Annotated in this window: 16 protein-coding genes and 2 tRNA genes; 7 read left to right on the forward strand and 11 right to left on the reverse strand. The window is 53.7% G+C overall.

The genetic code is table 11. The features are described 5' to 3' along the window. Positions 1 to 207: 207 nt before the first annotated feature. Complete coding sequence (locus ACQE3Z_RS14115; protein WP_426974262.1) at positions 208 to 825, forward strand: TfoX/Sxy family DNA transformation protein; 618 nt, start codon at positions 208 to 210, stop codon at positions 823 to 825. Here the strand turns inward: ACQE3Z_RS14115 and yccS are convergent. Both yccS and ACQE3Z_RS14125 read right to left on the reverse strand, forming a co-directional pair. Continuing rightward, on the reverse strand, positions 822 to 2,969 hold the full coding sequence (gene yccS / locus ACQE3Z_RS14120; RefSeq protein WP_426974263.1) for a YccS family putative transporter: 2,148 nt from the start codon (positions 2,967 to 2,969) through the stop codon (positions 822 to 824). The two genes, ACQE3Z_RS14115 and yccS, sit on opposite strands and share 4 nt — an antisense overlap. 12 nt (positions 2,970 to 2,981) lie before the next feature. Further along, positions 2,982 to 3,428 (reverse strand): YccF domain-containing protein, encoded by a 447-nt coding sequence (locus ACQE3Z_RS14125; RefSeq protein ID WP_426974264.1) that lies wholly within the window; start codon positions 3,426 to 3,428, stop codon positions 2,982 to 2,984. A gap of 135 nt (positions 3,429 to 3,563) precedes the next feature. Between ACQE3Z_RS14125 and helD the strand changes: the two genes are divergently transcribed. Continuing rightward, positions 3,564 to 5,618 (forward strand): DNA helicase IV, encoded by a 2,055-nt coding sequence (helD, locus tag ACQE3Z_RS14130; RefSeq protein WP_426974265.1) that lies wholly within the window; start codon positions 3,564 to 3,566, stop codon positions 5,616 to 5,618. Positions 5,619 to 5,638: 20 nt separating this feature from the next. Here the strand turns inward: helD and ACQE3Z_RS14135 are convergent, their stop codons facing one another. Together ACQE3Z_RS14135 and ACQE3Z_RS14140 are read right to left on the reverse strand one after the other, a co-directional pair. Next, positions 5,639 to 6,097: a methylglyoxal synthase gene (locus tag ACQE3Z_RS14135; RefSeq protein ID WP_085072187.1), complete on the reverse strand. Its 459-nt coding sequence runs from the start codon at positions 6,095 to 6,097 to the stop codon at positions 5,639 to 5,641. A 73-nt stretch (positions 6,098 to 6,170) separates the two neighbouring features. Further along, positions 6,171 to 6,821: a DUF2057 family protein gene (locus ACQE3Z_RS14140; protein WP_426974266.1), complete on the reverse strand. Its 651-nt coding sequence runs from the start codon at positions 6,819 to 6,821 to the stop codon at positions 6,171 to 6,173. A 189-nt stretch (positions 6,822 to 7,010) separates the two neighbouring features. Between ACQE3Z_RS14140 and ACQE3Z_RS14145 the strand changes: the two genes are divergently transcribed. Continuing rightward, positions 7,011 to 7,436, forward strand: a complete 426-nt coding sequence (locus ACQE3Z_RS14145; protein ID WP_426974267.1) for a CoA-binding protein — start codon at positions 7,011 to 7,013, stop codon at positions 7,434 to 7,436. A gap of 46 nt (positions 7,437 to 7,482) precedes the next feature. Here ACQE3Z_RS14145 and hspQ read toward each other — a convergent pair whose 3' ends face one another. Further along, positions 7,483 to 7,800, reverse strand: coding sequence for a heat shock protein HspQ (hspQ, locus tag ACQE3Z_RS14150; RefSeq protein WP_085072184.1), 318 nt, complete (start codon positions 7,798 to 7,800; stop codon positions 7,483 to 7,485). A 63-nt stretch (positions 7,801 to 7,863) separates the two neighbouring features. Next, entirely contained in the window at positions 7,864 to 9,054 is a 1,191-nt protein-coding gene (rlmI, locus tag ACQE3Z_RS14155) for a 23S rRNA (cytosine(1962)-C(5))-methyltransferase RlmI (RefSeq protein ID WP_426974268.1), read from the reverse strand. An 89-nt stretch (positions 9,055 to 9,143) separates the two neighbouring features. Between rlmI and yccX the strand changes: the two genes are divergently transcribed. After that, a complete protein-coding gene (yccX, locus tag ACQE3Z_RS14160) occupies positions 9,144 to 9,422 on the forward strand; it encodes an acylphosphatase (RefSeq protein ID WP_426974269.1) in 279 nt (92 codons plus the stop codon). Between the two features lie 33 nt (positions 9,423 to 9,455). Here the strand turns inward: yccX and ACQE3Z_RS14165 are convergent, their stop codons facing one another. Then, positions 9,456 to 9,782, reverse strand: a complete 327-nt coding sequence (locus ACQE3Z_RS14165; protein ID WP_426974270.1) for a TusE/DsrC/DsvC family sulfur relay protein — start codon at positions 9,780 to 9,782, stop codon at positions 9,456 to 9,458. 119 nt (positions 9,783 to 9,901) lie between these two features. After that, positions 9,902 to 10,561, reverse strand: coding sequence for an FtsH protease modulator YccA (gene yccA, locus ACQE3Z_RS14170; RefSeq protein WP_426974271.1), 660 nt, complete (start codon positions 10,559 to 10,561; stop codon positions 9,902 to 9,904). A gap of 219 nt (positions 10,562 to 10,780) precedes the next feature. On the opposite strand from yccA, the gene ACQE3Z_RS14175 reads away from it, so the two are divergent. The 3 genes from ACQE3Z_RS14175 to agp all read left to right on the forward strand — a co-directional run bounded on the left by ACQE3Z_RS14175 (position 10,781) and on the right by agp (position 13,256). Continuing rightward, positions 10,781 to 10,868: transfer RNA gene (locus ACQE3Z_RS14175), tRNA-Ser, on the forward strand. Between the two features lie 200 nt (positions 10,869 to 11,068). Beyond that, positions 11,069 to 11,156: transfer RNA gene (locus ACQE3Z_RS14180), tRNA-Ser, on the forward strand. A gap of 363 nt (positions 11,157 to 11,519) precedes the next feature. Then, the gene (agp, locus tag ACQE3Z_RS14185; protein ID WP_426974272.1) at positions 11,520 to 13,256 is read left to right on the forward strand and encodes a bifunctional glucose-1-phosphatase/inositol phosphatase; all 1,737 of its coding nucleotides are present in this window, start codon (positions 11,520 to 11,522) and stop codon (positions 13,254 to 13,256) included. A 57-nt stretch (positions 13,257 to 13,313) separates the two neighbouring features. On the opposite strand, the gene ACQE3Z_RS14190 is transcribed toward agp, so the two are convergent. The 3 genes from ACQE3Z_RS14190 to wrbA form a co-directional block, all read right to left on the reverse strand. Further along, on the reverse strand, positions 13,314 to 14,690 hold the full coding sequence (locus ACQE3Z_RS14190; protein WP_426974273.1) for an NAD-dependent succinate-semialdehyde dehydrogenase: 1,377 nt from the start codon (positions 14,688 to 14,690) through the stop codon (positions 13,314 to 13,316). 68 nt (positions 14,691 to 14,758) lie between these two features. Next, on the reverse strand, positions 14,759 to 14,989 hold the full coding sequence (locus ACQE3Z_RS14195) for a YccJ family protein (protein WP_085072177.1): 231 nt from the start codon (positions 14,987 to 14,989) through the stop codon (positions 14,759 to 14,761). A gap of 24 nt (positions 14,990 to 15,013) precedes the next feature. Then, on the reverse strand, positions 15,014 to 15,613 hold the full coding sequence (wrbA, locus tag ACQE3Z_RS14200) for an NAD(P)H:quinone oxidoreductase (protein WP_250652304.1): 600 nt from the start codon (positions 15,611 to 15,613) through the stop codon (positions 15,014 to 15,016). Positions 15,614 to 15,635: the final 22 nt, after the last annotated feature.

Consider the following 15,635-nt stretch of genomic DNA (forward strand, 5'->3'; position numbering starts at 1 on the left):
TATCAGCTCATGTGGTTACTGTATGGATATACAGTAATGCGCTGAGCGCTTAAGATCAACCTCATTTTTTTGAAAACGTCTCGCACTTTTCACATGCAAATGAATGCAAGCTCATTTAACAATTGAACCATTAATTAGAATTGCCTATGTTTTAGCTGATGGAAAACAGTAGGTTAGTTTAGGTTTCTTAAGGAAAAGGAGCAGCATATGGATTCTTACCAACGGATAATTCAATCAAAACAGCAGCTGGCGGCATTAGGCAATATTACCGTGCGCTCGCAATTCGGCGGCTATAGCCTGGCCGTGGAAAAAGTGGTGTTCGCCTTGATTACCGATGGCGAACTCTATCTGCGAGCCAGCGAAACGCTAACGCGCTATCTCCGTACGCAATCGTTAACGCCGCTGGTTATCGATAAACGCGGCATCGCGGTAGAATTACGTTATTACCATATTGATGAAGCGTTATGGAACAACCGGCCGTTGTTGATCAGACTGTCAAAATCGGCGCTGGCGCTGGCGCAGCAGCAAAAAAGTGCGCGCCAAAATAATGTACGCCTTAAAGATCTGCCTAATCTGGGCATTCGCATGGAAATGCTGTTGCGCGAGATCGGCATCAACAGCGTATATGCACTGCGCGAGGCGGGAGCAAAGCGGTGCTGGCTACGCTTAAGGATGCGTAACCAGCACCTGGGGCTGAACTGTTTAATGGCTCTGCAGGGCGCGATTTCTGGTCATCATCAGGCGGCCCTGCCCGCAGAGATAAAAGAAGAGCTGCGTAACTGGTTTAATTGCGCCGTGCATGTGGAAAAAGCACGACAAAACTAACCGGCGGAACGGGAGGCCAGCTGCTTTTTCAGGCGAGCAATTTCGGGCAACAGCGCAATCAACAAACCGATTTGTTGTAATACCAGCTGCGCCTGTGAATCCGCCTCGCTGTCAAACCCCCCAATACGGGTAGCAAGCTCACCCATCATCCGCTGCGCTTGCTGCTCGCTGACGATATCTATCTGTAATACATCATCAACATAGCAGACGGCATCATCCAGTAGCGCCAGCAGCTCTGGCTGCGTTATTTTTTCACGATGCGCGCCTAATGCGGAGATGTAGCTTAAAAAAGAGTGATTCAGGCAGAGCAGACGAAATGCCGCTTCACGCAGCTGCGGATCCGGGCGCATTTCGGTTGAAAGGTTGGAAACCACCGAGGCCAGCTCGGCATCACCGTTATGCGCGTCGCGACGCGCAATACGGTAGGCCAGGCGGTTATCTTTCCCCTGGTGATACTGTTCCAGAATTGCATCCAGATATCGGCAGTTAGCCGTTAAGGTTTTTTCCGCCACCGCCGGCAGGCGTCGGAAACGCCAGTCTGGCCAGATAAAACTGACCGCCAGCCAGGCGATGCCACAGCCCAACAGCGTGTCGACAATACGGGGAACCGCCACATCGAAGCCTTCGCCCAGCAAATTAAAGCAGAGCAGTACCAGCAGCGTGATGAACATAGTGGCATGCGCATACTGTACCTGGCGGAAAGCAAAAAACAGCACGCCTGACAGCACAATCAGCAGCAGCTGCCCATCCACAGAAGGCACCAGCCATAAAACCGGCAAACCAATAGCGATGCCGGTTAAGGTGCCAATAATGCGCAGCGCCAGGCGGCGGCGCGTTGCGTTATAGCCGGGCTGGCAAACAAACAGGCTGGTCAACAGGATCCAGTAGCCACGCTCCAGACCGGTCAACTGAATAAAGGCGTAGCCAACGCACAGCACCAGCGACATCCGCACGGCATGACGAAAAAGCGGTGATTCTGGCGTTAAATGACGACTAATGCGCAGACGAATATCGCTCCAGCCGGTTAATCCCTCGCTGGAGAGGTGCGTATCGCTGCCGTCCCGATGCGCCTGCTCCAGCGCTTGTTCTGATTCTATCGTCGCCAGCTGGGCATCAATTGCTTTTAAATTGCGCAGTAAATATCGCAGCGCTTTTTGTCGCGCTTTATCTTGCGTTGTATCAGGCAGCCGATCCAGCGCCGCCTGCAGATGATTAAAAGCGCGCTCAAAACGCATATCATGCTGATAGCTGCGCTGCAGCAGAATCGCATCGGAAAGCTGACGACAGGCGCGCGCCTGCATGGTCAACAAACGCTGAAAACGAAACAGGATTTCGCTGTAGCGCCACTCCTGACGCAGGGCATGGTATTGCACATGAGAAGAGCTGGCGCGTTCATGAATATCCTGCGCGACAAAATAGTAATGCAATGTTCGCCGTGTACCGCGTTGCCCGCGATCGCCGCGTAACCGACTCTGAATTGAGGTTTTCGTCTCATTAAGCACGGCCACCAGCTTGCTGTTAGCCATCGCCACTTCAACCAGCCCGCCGTCGTCGTTTTCTTCCGTATCGGGATCAAACAGGCTGGCCTTGGCGTCCAGGTAATTAGCCAGCATGCTGTAGCTGCGCGCCATGTTCTCCTGTAACGGACGAATAGGAAACAGCAGGTGTCCTGTCAGCGTTAGCAGGTTATACCAGACAGCGCCCAGCAGCAGCAGGATCGGCTGGAGATACCACTGCGAAAAGAGACCCGCGCCAAGCATGGTGTAAATAGCAATCAGCAGCGCGCCAAAGGCGATAGTGGCATAGCGCTGGCCAAGCGCGCCCAGCAAAATAAAACCCCAGGTAGAAATCGCCAGGCCGAGAATAAATAGCCAGGGCCAGGGGAAAAGTAACTCTACCGAAACCGAAGCGATGCAAAAACAGAGCAGCGTGATAAACAGATTGCGCAATCGGCCAGTAAAGCGGTCATCAAGATCGGCCAGCGCGGCGGCGACCACGCCCAGCGTAAGCGGTAATGTCCAGACAACCTGCTGGATCCACCAGGGAAAGGCGGCCGCGCCCGCCAGCGCCAGAAAAATGCGGGTCAGATAAAGCCCGGTACTGTTCGCCGTATAACGACGCAAACCCGCAGTTAACGCAATCATGACATGGCGACCTTACTGATAGCGACGACGCGCATTAGCTTCACGTGCTGCACGCGCTTCTTCAGTGGAGACAACGCGGCGACCAACCGGCCATAGCGCAATCGCCGCCAGTTTAAAGTTGGCAATACCTACCGGAATGCCAATGATGCTGATGCATTGTGTAATGCCGAGCACAATGTGGGAAAGGCACAGCCACCAGCCAAAGAAGATAAACCAAAAAATATTCAGCAACGTGCCGCCGGTATTCAGCAGCGTGTTGCTTTGTTCAGGACGTAATTCATCTACATGAACCGCCTCATTACCATAAGGTAGCAGGGAAAGTTTCGTTATCTCCCAGCAGGAGCGTGTCAGCGGCAGGGTAAAGATCAAAACGATACTTACAAGGGTAGCGAACAACCAGCACAGTGTGGTAAAGAAGCCACCTAATACAAAATTAAGGATATTCAAAACGGTACGCATAACAGGCTTCCTTCAAAAACAGAATTTATCCAGCATAACTGCGCTTGATTGTAACCTGTTTTAACCCTGGAGCGGTAAACTACGGCTCGGTAGACTAAACAGCAAACCGTATCCATCCACCTTTGGTTATAACGCATGGAACTAAAAGCAACGTCGCTCGGCAAACATCTGGCGCAGCACCCGTACAATCGGGTACGGCTATTAAGCGCCGGGGTAGAAGTCAGCGGTGAAAAACATGAGTATCTGATCCCGTTTAACCAGCTGCTGGAAATTAAATGCAAACGCGGCCTGATCTGGGGAGAGCTGGAGTTTACCCTACCGGATGAAAAAGTAGTGCGTCTGCATGGTACGGAGTGGCAGGAAACGCAGCGCTTTTATCACTATCTTATGCAGGCATGGCAGGGCTGGAGCGAAGAGATGAGCGCAATCAGCGCCGGAGTGCTGGAGACGCTGGTGGCAGCCTTACCGCAGCAGGAAACGCAGGCTCGCTGGTTAAAGCAGCGTGAGCTGGCTGAACTGCAGCAGCAAATCGAAGAAACCTTTTCCGCTTTACCGCTGCCTTCCTCACGGCTGGAGAATTACGATAACTGTCGGACGCTTTACCGGCAGTGCCGGGAGTGGCTATGCCGTGGCGAAGCAGAACGGGCAAGGCGTAACGACGTCTGGACTCAACGGATGCTGGAAGAGCATGCCGATTTTTTCGCTACAGTAGAGTCAGCCCCGCTCAATCTTGCGCAGGCGCGTGCGGTGGTGAATGGTGAAGAGACGCTGCTGGTGCTGGCGGGTGCCGGCAGTGGTAAAACAGCGGTTCTGGTAGCGCGGGCGGGCTGGCTGCTGCGTCAGCAACAGGCTCAGCCGCAGCAGATTTTGCTGCTGGCGTTCGGGCGTCAGGCTGCGGAAGAGATGAACGAGCGCATCAGGAGCCGACTGCATATTGAAGAGCCGGAGGCGCGCACCTTTCACTCGCTGGCGCTGCATATCATCCGCGAGAGCAGCAGTAAAATGCCGCTAATCTCCCGCCTTGAAACCGATAGCGAGGCAAGACGCCAGCTTCTGGTTGAAATCTGGCAACAACAGTGCGCGGAAAAGAAATCCCACGCTAATGGCTGGCGGCAGTGGCTGACGGAAGAGCTGGAGTGGGCGGTGCCGGAAGGCGATTTCTGGCAAGACCATGCGCTGGCGCAGCGGTTGGCAAGCCGTCTGGAAAGCTGGCTTGGCCTGATGCGTATGCATGGCGGTGCCCAGGCGGCAATGATTGCTGATGCGCCAGACGCGATACGCGATCTCTTCGCTAAACGCGTTAAGCTGATGGCGCCACTGTTGAAAGCGTGGAAAAGCGCGCTGAAAGAAGAGGGCGCGGTCGATTTCTCCGGGCTGATTCATCAGGCGATCAACCTGGTAGAGAAAGGGCGGTTTATCAGTCCCTGGAAACATATCCTGGTGGATGAGTTTCAGGATATTTCGCCGCAGCGGGCGTTATTACTGGCCGCTTTGCGCAAACAGAATCGGCAAACCAGCTTGTTTGCCGTAGGCGACGACTGGCAGGCGATCTACCGCTTTAACGGAGCGGAAATGACGCTGACCACCTCATTTCATCATTACTTTGGCCAGGGGGATAGCTGCATGCTGGATACCACCTGGCGTTTTAACGATCGTATCGGTGACATCGCCAACCGCTTCGTGCAGGAAAATCCTCATCAGCTTGCCAAACCGCTTAACAGCCTGACAAAAGGTACCAGGAAAGCTATTTCGCTGCTGCCTGATGACCGGCTGGAAGATTTGCTGAATAAAATGAGCGGCTACGCCCTGCCAGAAGAGCGGGTATTGCTGCTGGCTCGTTATCATCATCTGCAACCCGCATTGCTGGCAAAAGCCAAAACCCGCTGGCCTAAGCTCAGGCTGGATTTTATGACGATTCACGCCAGCAAAGGGCAGCAGGCGGATTATGTGATCCTGTTGGGATTGCAGGCGGGAAGTGACGGTTTCCCGGCACCGACGCGTGAGTCGGTAATCGAAGAGGGGCTGCTGCCTCAGCCTGAAGATTTTCCTGATGCGGAAGAGCGACGCCTGGCTTATGTGGCAATAACGCGAGCGAAACAGCAGGTCTGGCTGCTTTATAATCGTCAGCAGCCGTCGGTATTCGTCGAAGATTTTAAACGACTGGGCGTGCCGCTGCTGCGTAAGCCCTAGAGAGGGCAAGCCCGGTGCGCTTATTTAAGGCGCGCCTGCAGATAGTTTTGATAATCGGGAATCTGAATGGTAACCGCCTGATTAAATAACGGTGACTGGATCAGGAAGTCAGCGGTGGAACGGTTAGTGGCCGTTGGGATATTCCAGACGGTGGCAAGACGCAGCAGCGCTTTTACATCTGGATCGTGCGGCACGGCGTTCAGCGGATCCCAGAAGAAGATCAACAGATCGATTTTACCTTCGGCGATTAGCGCGCCTACCTGCTGATCGCCGCCCATTGGGCCGCTGAGCATGGCATTAACCTCAAGGCCGGTAGCCCGCTGGATCAAATTGCCCGTGGTGCCGGTGGCATAGAGCCTGTGTGCATCCAGCAGCGTTTTGTGCTGGCTGACCCACTCCAGCAGTGCGGTTTTACAATGATCGTGTGCCACCAGGGCAATGGTTTTCGCTTCGGCAAGAATACGGCTGGTTTGCTCCATTGATGCATCCTGTTGAGAATAAGGTAAAAATAGGGAAACAAACCCAGAGTTTACCGCTGCGGAGCGGTAAACATCAACTTGGCCGTAGCGCTTTCATCCAGCTTACCAGGCGCTGGCGCGTGGCGCTGTCGACCTGATGAAACCAGAGTTGCAGCATACGCTCTGCGGGCATATTGGCGCCTACCACATCAACCGGGAATTTGTCCTGTTGCATGCTTAATGGCGGTTGCTGAGCAAAACGGGGAACGGATGCCACCTGACCGTTGCGGTTATAGGCTATCAGCGCTTTTTCCAGATCGGTCTGATGTCCCTGCAGCAGGGGAAGGCGATCGCGGCGGCTTTCAACCGTCTGACCTTTTTCGTCTACCAGGATAAACGCGCTGTTTTTATCAAACTGGCGACGATCGCGCAGGTTTTCCAGCGCGGGAAGCCGAATAGAAATGGATTTGGCTTTGGCGACAAATGTCACGATCAAAGGGGCGGAAATATAGCTACGCTTTACGTTGCCATGAGAAGTGTCGAGTACTTTTTCAACGCGGAACAGAAGCTGATGCTCCCCATTGTCCAGCTCCAGTCCTTCAGCTCCCTTGAGCAGCGAGCCTGAAATTTTGCGTCCGTCCAGTACCAGTAGATCGATATTGGGATCGAGCCTGAGCGTAGTCGCGTAACAGGACGTTGCGAACAACAACGCAAACATACCTGAACAGATCAAACGCAGCTTCATTATTTCTCCAGAAGGCGCACGGGAATCCCGGCAGTGAATGTATCAAATTCTTACATTATGGCAGTGTGTTAACATTTTAACATATTATTTTGTGCCCTGAATCGCTAAATGTGCAGATGAATGCCAGCAATTCATTACCGAACCGTAAATAACCTAAAATGGGTCAAACCATTGTATCAGGAGTCATTCATGAACGATCAAATGATTGCCGACGTGCTGCGTTCTACCCGTACTATTGCGTTAGTGGGGGCCAGCGATAAACCAACCCGTGCCAGCTATGGCGTGATGGCCTGGCTGTTACAGCAGGGCTATCAGGTTATTCCGGTCAGCCCAAAGCTGGCAGGCCAGACATTACTGGGACAAAAAGTATATGCCACGCTGGCAGACATCCCTGTGCCGGTTGACATGGTGGATGTGTTCCGTAATTCAGAGGCGGCGTGGGGCGTGGCGCAGGAGGCGATTGCTATCGGTGCGAAGACGCTCTGGCTGCAGCAGGGGGTGATCAATGAACAGGCTGCGGTGCTGGCTGGAGAAGCAGGGCTAAACGTGATCATGGACCGCTGTCCAAAAATTGAGATCCCGCGGCTGGGGTTACTGAAAAATCAGGCGAACTGATCGCGCAGCGTAGAGAAATGAGATGCCTGGCGCGCCAGGCATAATATTAGTGACGTAAGCGAGGGGATAAAAGCTGTTGACGAACTGACTCGGCCAGTTCATCCAGCGAAGGCTGTTCGGGATGAACGGTTTGCGCTTCGCCTGCAAGCTGTGCTTCGGCCAGATAGGTATGAATCGGCTCACCGTCATCGTCTTCGGTAACGACATGATACCAGGGCGCCGTACGTAACATCTCATTTGCGCCCACATCATCAATATCAGGGTCGTCTAACGAATACTCGGGATCGACATCAACCACCACGCCCAGAAAGCCCAGCATCTTATGACGCACCTGCTGACCAATTCCAAATTTACTGGCAATCATCAATACCTCCTGACAAACATTGCCTTTAACCACAAATATGGGGATAAAAGCATCGTTTTCAAGTTACAGCACGCGGCAGGCAAATCCCTTCAGATAGAGACCTTCAGGATAGCTGGCGATAACCGGGTGATCCGCCGCCTGACGGAACTGCTCTATAAATTGTACATCACGATGAGCGTCAACGGCGGCGTCAGCGATAATTTTCTGAAATAAATCAGTTGCCATCAGTCCTGAACAGGAGAAGGTCATCAGCATGCCGCCCGGATTCAGCAGCTGCATCGCCAGCATATTAATGTCTTTATAGCCACGACATGCGCCTGCCAGCTGATTTTTGTTTTCAACAAACTTAGGCGGATCCATCACGATAAGATCAAATTTTTCGCCGTTATCGCGATAGCGGCGCAACAGTTTAAACACATCATCGCGCAGGAATTGCGCCTTACTGACATCCAGCCCGTTCAGTTCTACGTTCTGACGCGCCACATCCAGCGCCGCCTGCGACGTATCCACGCTGATAACCTCACTACAGCCACCAAGCAGAGCAGAAACAGCGAAGCCGCCGGTATAGGAGAAGCAGTTAAGCACGCGTTTATTTTGCGCATAGCGCCGGGTAGCAAAGCGACTGTCGCGCTGATCCAGATAGTAGCCGGTCTTGTGGCCGGTACGAATATCTACCAGCAGCTTCATGCCATGTTCGCTAATCGACAGCAGATCGGGCGGTAATGCCCCACAAACTGGCCCCTGGGTCAGCTCCAGTCCTTCTTTCTTGCGTACGGCCACATCGGAGCGGTCGTAGATGTTACAGTCGGGATAGCACTGCTGCAGCGCGGAAATAATTGCCGGACGCTGATACTCCGCACCGGCAGAAAGCAGTTGCAACACCAAAAAGGAGCCAAAACGATCGATCGTCACGCCCGGCATGCCGTCAGACTCACCGGCGATCAAACGGTAGCTGTCCAGGCCATCCCGTACCGCCAGCCAGTCACGCAGCTGCTGGGCTGCCTGCAGGCGGCGGACAAAAAAAGCGATATCGACAGATTCGTCCTGCTGCCAGCTCCAGACACGTGCGCGGATTTGCGAATCGGGTGAAAAGGCTGCGCGGGCCAGCCATTTACCCTGGCTGTCACAAACGTCAATGGTTTCACCGCGCTGGGCTTTACCTTCCATACGCGCAACGGCGCCGGAAAAAACCCAGGGATGACGACGGAGCAGGGACTTTTCACGTCCCTTAGCGAGAATCAATCGAACGGTCATATTTTGCTATGCTTACCAACGGAAAATGAAGCGACATTGTCCGGTGGTTACCGGCAAAATGCAATCAGCGGACATCAGGGGAGCGCGCAATGACGCAACAATGTATTAAAGCCTGGGTTCATGGTCAGGTGCAGGGCGTAGGGTTTCGCTACAGCACCCAGATGCAGGCGCAGCAGCTTGGATTAACCGGCTATGCGCGCAATCTGGATGACGGCAGCGTGGAAGTGCTTGCCTGTGGCGCAAGCGAGGCTCTGGAACAGCTGGTGGCCTGGTTAAAGGCTGGTGGGCCACGCAGCGCGCGCGTCGATCGCGTATTAACAGAGCCGCATCATGCGGGTGAGCGCCCGCAGCGCTTTACCACAGGCTAATCAGAGCGGGGCAGGGGCTGCTTCGCTTAAGCGTCACAGGCATTTAACCGGCCTGGGCAGGCCGGCTATTTTGGTCGCCTGCTTTGCCGGGCCATCGGGAAACAGACGAAACAGATAGCGGCTGTTGCCTTTTTCCTCGCCGTACTTCTGCGCCATCGCTTTTACCAGCATTCTTACTGCCGGAGAGGTATTGTAGGTCAGATAAAACTCACGAACAAAATGCACCACTTCCCAGTGCGCTTCGCTCATTGTAATCGCTTCTTCAGCTGCGATATGCAGCGCCAGCGCTTCGCTCCAGTCCGCAGAATTCAGCAGATAGCCCTGAGCGTCGCGCGCAATTTCTTTACCTTCAAACAGCACAATATGGCCTCACTTGTTTAACCGGTGGCTATCTTAGCAAACTTAACGGCGGCAAAAAATAAGGCCCCGCCGGTGGGCGAGGCCTTAATCAGGCATGCAAAACGATACGCGGAGGGCGTTTAGTTATTACGTGAGAAGCCAAGAATGCTCAGCAGGCTGATAAAAATATTGTACAGCGAGACATAGAGGCCAATGGTGGCGCGAATATAGTTGGTTTCACCGCCGTGAATAATATTGCTGGTTTCCCACAGGATCGCACCAGTAGAAAACAGAATAAACAGGGCGCTGATAGCCAGCTGCAGAGCCGGCAACTGCAGGAACAGGTTAGCAACCACCGCAACCAGCAGCACTACAAATCCCGCCATCATCATGCCGCCAAGGAAAGACATATCCTTGCGCGTTGTCAGCACATAGGCGGAGCAACAGAAAAACACCAGAGCGGTACCGCCCAGCGCCAGCGCAATGGCATCGCCCATGCCTGCCGACAGGAAGGAGTTCAGGATCGGGCCCAGGCTATAGCCGAGAAAGCCGGTAAAGGCGAAAGCGGCCACAATACCGGCCGGACTATTGGCCAGGCGGTAGGTTAAAAACATCAAGCCATAAAAACCCACCAGCATCAGAATCAGGCCAGGCGCAGGCAGGTTCAGTAAGGTACTGGCGGTTGCGGTCGCGGCAGAAAAGGCCAGCGTCAGCCCCAGCAGGAAATAGGTATTACGCAAAACTTTATGAGTACTCAGCAACGATGTGCCGGTACCAGAGCGGGAAACAATACGATCCATAATGCACCTCATACAGGGGTAACAATCTTAGCGCAGAGCATACGAAGCGCGGCGGAAAGGGAAAAGGCGCTTTACCCTTCTTTACGCGTGAAGCCGCTGTTTTTGTGAACCAAATGGTGATTAAGCCAGCAAATAAAAAGGGTTTGGCTGTTTTTCAGGCGAACAGCAAGCCTGACTATTTACATTGCGCTGAGGGGTGTTTATAGTTCGCCTCATTGCGGAGGGGTGGCCGAGCGGCTTAAGGCAGCGGTCTTGAAAACCGCCGATGGGAAACCATCCGAGAGTTCGAATCTCTCCTCCTCCGCCACTGAATTACAACGGGTCAGCAGCAATGCTGGCCCGTTTTCGTTTGTGCCGTAAGCGGTTTTGCTTATGTTTTCAGCGCGGCGCTGCGAAAATAATCAGTCAGATCTTTTTTGCATAAAAGAGGCTTGCACAAGCAGAATCAAGCCGTTAGACTTCGTCGCACAATATGACACGTCGCAACGCAGTTGTGGATTGTCTTGTGGAGGGGTGGCCGAGTGGCTTAAGGCAGCGGTCTTGAAAACCGCCGATGGGAAACCATCCGAGAGTTCGAATCTCTCCTCCTCCGCCAAATTTTAAGAGCCAGCACAGCGTGCTGGCTTTTTTTATGCCTGCAATCCCTGTCTGCAAGAGCAAAGCCAGCTAAATCTTGTTCACGCCCGGCTAATTTGTCAGGATTCGCCTTTTTTCTTTTATCTTGTCGACGCCAGCGGGCGCAAACGGATGCCTTTCCAAAACATTTCGTTACTTTTCAATTAGCTAAACAGATTAAAGCGCAGTGTCGCACGTCTGCTATAGTCCTGATACGATATAAAGCCTGCTTCCGACTGCTGTGCATTATGGCGTCGGGCGTAATGCTATACCCATTATTGGCGCTGACGCCCCTGCGGTCAGCGGTCAGCCAGTCATCATCAGATCGAATGGAACAGTAACAATGATCAAAAAACTCAGTCTTTGCGCATTGTCGGTTATTGCGGCGTTACCCTTAGGATTTTCTGCCCACGCTGCTGACGGCGATCTGCAACTCCAGCAGGTATTAATGCTTAGCCGTCATAACCTGCGGGCTCCGCTGGCTGATAACGGCAGTCTGCTGGCGCAGGCGACCAAAAAAGCCTGGCCGCAGTGGGATGTGGCGGGCGGCGAGCTGACCACCAAAGGCGGCGTGCTGGAGGTCTATATGGGGCGTTATACGCGCGAGTGGCTGGCGCAGCAGGGACTGATGAAAAACGATGCCTGTCCGGCTTCCAGCGAGGTATTTGCCTATGCCAACAGCTTGCAACGTACCGTCGCGACAGCACAATATTTTGTTACCGGCGCGTTTCCCGGCTGCGACGTTACCGTAACGCATCAGGATGAAATGGGTACTATGGATCCCGTATTCAGCCCGGTCATCAGTAACGACAGCGAAGAGTTCAACAAGAAAGCGCTGGCGGCCCTGAATGCGCAAGGTGAAAAGCTGAGCCTTAAGCCCGCCTTCCAGCGTCTGGAAAAAATTGTCGATTATAAAAACTCACCGGCCTGCAACGGCAAAAAGCAGTGCACGCTGAGCAGCGATAACCAAAACAAATTCAGCGCGGAAAATGGCAAAGAACCTAACGTTGCCGGTCCGCTGAAAGTGGGTAATTCGCTGGTAGACGCCTTTACCCTGCAATATTATCAGGGCTTCCCGCTGGAGCAGGTCGCCTGGGGACAGATTAAAACCCCAGAACAGTGGCAGGAGCTGGCGGCGATTAAAAACGGCTATCAGGATGCGCTGTTTACCTCGCCGGAAATTGCCCGGGAAGTAGCAGCGCCGCTGATTGATTACATTCGCAGCCAGCTGGTGGATCAGGATAAAGCCTCTGCGCCAAAAGTAACGCTGATGGTGGGTCATGACTCAAATATCGCTTCGCTGCTGGCAGCGCTGGATACCAAAGCCTATACGCTGCCGGGACAGTATGAGAAAACGCCGATTGGCGGCCAGGTTGTTTTTGAGCGCTGGCACGATGCGAAAGCAGATAAAGATCTGGTGAAAATTGAATATGTTTACCAGACCGCCGAGCAGTTACGTGATGCCGAAGCGCTTAGCCTGAAAAACCCGCCAAAACGCGTAACGCTGCAGCTTAACGGCTGCCAGACGGATGCGAACGGTTTCTGTTCATGGGAGCAGTTCAGCAATGCATTGAATGCAGCATTGCAGGGCACCGCGCTGCAGCCTGCTGCTGTAAAACCGGCACCAGAGGCCAAAACAGCACAGGATAATGCAGCGGCAGCTAAACCGGCCGCCGATAAGCCAGCGGCTGATAAACCTGCTGCAGCCAAACCTGCTGCCGGTAAGTCAGTTGCGGACAAAGCTGCCGCGGATAAACCCGCAGCCAATAAAGCCGCAGTGGATGCACCGGTGAATAAAGCGGACGCCGCTAAAGCTGACCAGCAGGCAAAAGCTACGGAAAAACAGGCCGCTGGGGAGGACGATGCCGCGAAAGCTGCGGCAGAGAAAGCGCAGGCGGATGCAGAGAAAGCGAAGGCCGCTGCGGCTAAAGCCAAAGCGGATGCTGAGCAGGCTGCAAAAGATAAAGCGGCAAGCGAGAAAGCCGAATCTGCTGCACAGCCAAAAGCTGAACCACAGCCAAAAGCCGCTGATGAGAAAGCGCAGCAGGCACCGACAACACAGGCAGGATCTGCCAGCTGATCCCAGACAGAGAATAAAAAGGGAGCCTCAGGCTCCCTTTTTTATGGATCCGTCCGCTTACTGACCGGAAACCACTACCAGTTTCTGATTCACGAACTCTTTAATGCCCAAATCGGACAGCTCACGTCCATAGCCGGAACGTTTAACGCCGCCGAAAGGCAGCTCTGCAGCGGTATCGCTGGCGGAATTGATAAACACCATGCCGGTTTCGATGCGCGCAGCCATACGCTTACCGCGCGCGATATCGCCGGTAAACACGGCACCGCCGAGGCCGTAATGGGAATCATTGGCCAGCTGTACCGCCTCGTCGTCGTTCTCAACCACATAAACCTGCGCCACCGGACCGAAAAATTCGGTGAAATAGGCGGGATTGTCACGTGTGATATTGGTCAGAATAGTGGGTTGATAGAAACAGCCGGGGCCGGATAGCGCCTCGCCGCCGTAATGCAGCGTCGCGCCTTTAGCGACCGCCTCCTCAACCTGTTTAATCAGCGTATCGCGCGCGCTGGTAGAGGAAAGCGGACCAAGCGTGCTGTTTTCATCCAGCGGATCGCCGATTTTCACTGCTTTGAAGGTTTCAGTGAATTTTTCCAGGAAACGATCGGCAACGCTGCGCTGAACGATAAAGCGTTTCGCCGCGGTACAGACCTGACCGGCATTGCTCAAACGCGCCTGGACGCCTTGTTTAACCGCTTCTTCTAAATCGCAGTCGTCCAGCACCACAAACACATCATTGCCGCCCAGTTCAAGAGTGGTTTTCTTCAGATATTTGCCGGCCTGCTGTGCGACGGCGCTGCCTGCGCGCTCAGAACCAGTCAACGCGGCGCCCTGAACGCGATCGTCGGCGATCAGTTCAGCCACTTTCTCGCTGGAGATAAAAAGGTTAGTCCAGGCGCCTTTTGGCGCACCTGCTTCCAGCACCAGCTGCTCAAAGATGCTGGCGCAGTGCGGGACAATCGCCGCATGTTTTGCCAGTACCGGATTACCAGCCGCCAGATTGGGTGCCAGCACGCGCATGAGCTGATAGTAAGGGAAGTTCCACGGCTCGACAGCGACCAGAACGCCAAGCGGATGATGTTCAACCCATGCTTCACCCAAATCAGTGGGATAGGGCACCGGCTGTAAAAATTTTTCGGCATGCTCTGCATAATAGCGGGCGATTTGCGCGCAAATCTGCACTTCGCCACGGCTCTGTTTCAGCAATTTACCCATTTCAAGACTGGCGATTTTAGCCAACTCTTCTGCACGACTGTCGATCAGGTCTGCCAGTTTATGTAATACCTGGATACGCGGCTGGATATCGCCCTTCGACCAGGCTGACTGATAAAGCTGCGCGGCAGTTGCCAGCGCGTCTTCAACATACTCATCGCTATGCGCAGGCCAGGTTTTAGTGACTTCATTGGTCGCAGGGTTAACAGACTGGTAGGTAGACATAGAGGACTCCTTTCGCGGAATAAAAATAAAAAGGGCGGGAAATTCCCGCCCGCAGATATCATGGCGGACTAAACGTTTTTACGTTCCACTACCACATCGTCCCAGGTCAGGACATCTGCATCGGTTTTATCGAAGGCGCGAAACAGCACGTCGTCATTACCCTGCTGGCGCCAAATCTCTTCCGCCAGTTTTTCATCGTAATTTGCGACTTCAAAAATTGCCTCAGCAATCTCAGGTGAGGTATGGCGCAGGCTTGCCCATTCGCCAACATGATGTGCTTTGGATTGTTGCGTTGCCATAATGTTCTCCTGTGTTGATTGAGACTATCCGTTGATTTTTACCGCCAGCCGGGCGACATGCTCGCCCTGAAAGCGAGCAATAGTTAGCTCTTCTGCCGTTGGTTGCCGAGAGCCATCACCGCCGGCATAGGTAGACGCGCCATAAGGCGTGCCGCCGCGAACCTGACTGATATCAAACATCTCTTTAGTGCCGTAGCCGATAGGCACAAGCACCATGCCGTGGTGCGCCAGCGTGGTCCAGGTGGAGGTAATGGTCTGCTCCTGACCGCCGCCGGTGCCGGTTGAGGTAAATACGCTGGCCAGCTTGCCGTAAAGCGCACCAGAGGCCCACAGCCCGCCAGTGCGATCGAGAAAAGTACGCATCTGACCAGACATATTGCCAAAACGGGTAGGGGTGCCGAACAAAATAGCATCGTACTGCGGCAGTTCTTCTGGGGTCGCTTCCGGCGCATCCTGCTGCGTTTTACCGCCAACCTGAGCAAAGCGTTCAGCATCCATGGTTTCAGGTATGCGTTTGACGGTTACCTCAGCGCCGCTAACGCGGCTTGCGCCTTCGGCAACGGCCTGCGCCATGGTTTCAACGTGACCATACATGGAATAATACAGCACCAGAATTTTTGCCATTGTTCAGCTCCCTGTGGAATAG

It is taken from the genome of Pantoea sp. FN0307 (assembly GCF_050113815.1).
Classification (GTDB): domain Bacteria; phylum Pseudomonadota; class Gammaproteobacteria; order Enterobacterales; family Enterobacteriaceae; genus Mixta; species Mixta alhagi.

What these genes read in the sequence shown, in the direction of transcription:
- wrbA (WP_250652304.1), bottom strand. Translation starts at nt 15,613, where the DNA reads ATGGCAAAAATTCTGGTGCTGTATTATTCCATGTATGGTCACGTTGAA.
- ACQE3Z_RS14195 (WP_085072177.1), bottom strand. Translation starts at nt 14,989, where the DNA reads ATGGCAACGCAACAATCCAAAGCACATCATGTTGGCGAATGGGCAAGC.
- hspQ (WP_085072184.1), bottom strand. Translation starts at nt 7,800, where the DNA reads ATGATTGCCAGTAAATTTGGAATTGGTCAGCAGGTGCGTCATAAGATG.
- ACQE3Z_RS14135 (WP_085072187.1), bottom strand. Translation starts at nt 6,097, where the DNA reads ATGGAGCAAACCAGCCGTATTCTTGCCGAAGCGAAAACCATTGCCCTG.
- agp (WP_426974272.1), top strand. Translation starts at nt 11,520, where the DNA reads ATGATCAAAAAACTCAGTCTTTGCGCATTGTCGGTTATTGCGGCGTTA.
- yccX (WP_426974269.1), top strand. Translation starts at nt 9,144, where the DNA reads ATGACGCAACAATGTATTAAAGCCTGGGTTCATGGTCAGGTGCAGGGC.
- rlmI (WP_426974268.1), bottom strand. Translation starts at nt 9,054, where the DNA reads ATGACCGTTCGATTGATTCTCGCTAAGGGACGTGAAAAGTCCCTGCTC.
- ACQE3Z_RS14125 (WP_426974264.1), bottom strand. Translation starts at nt 3,428, where the DNA reads ATGCGTACCGTTTTGAATATCCTTAATTTTGTATTAGGTGGCTTCTTT.
- ACQE3Z_RS14145 (WP_426974267.1), top strand. Translation starts at nt 7,011, where the DNA reads ATGAACGATCAAATGATTGCCGACGTGCTGCGTTCTACCCGTACTATT.
- ACQE3Z_RS14115 (WP_426974262.1), top strand. Translation starts at nt 208, where the DNA reads ATGGATTCTTACCAACGGATAATTCAATCAAAACAGCAGCTGGCGGCA.
- ACQE3Z_RS14190 (WP_426974273.1), bottom strand. Translation starts at nt 14,690, where the DNA reads ATGTCTACCTACCAGTCTGTTAACCCTGCGACCAATGAAGTCACTAAA.
- ACQE3Z_RS14140 (WP_426974266.1), bottom strand. Translation starts at nt 6,821, where the DNA reads ATGAAGCTGCGTTTGATCTGTTCAGGTATGTTTGCGTTGTTGTTCGCA.
- helD (WP_426974265.1), top strand. Translation starts at nt 3,564, where the DNA reads ATGGAACTAAAAGCAACGTCGCTCGGCAAACATCTGGCGCAGCACCCG.
- yccS (WP_426974263.1), bottom strand. Translation starts at nt 2,969, where the DNA reads ATGATTGCGTTAACTGCGGGTTTGCGTCGTTATACGGCGAACAGTACC.
- yccA (WP_426974271.1), bottom strand. Translation starts at nt 10,561, where the DNA reads ATGGATCGTATTGTTTCCCGCTCTGGTACCGGCACATCGTTGCTGAGT.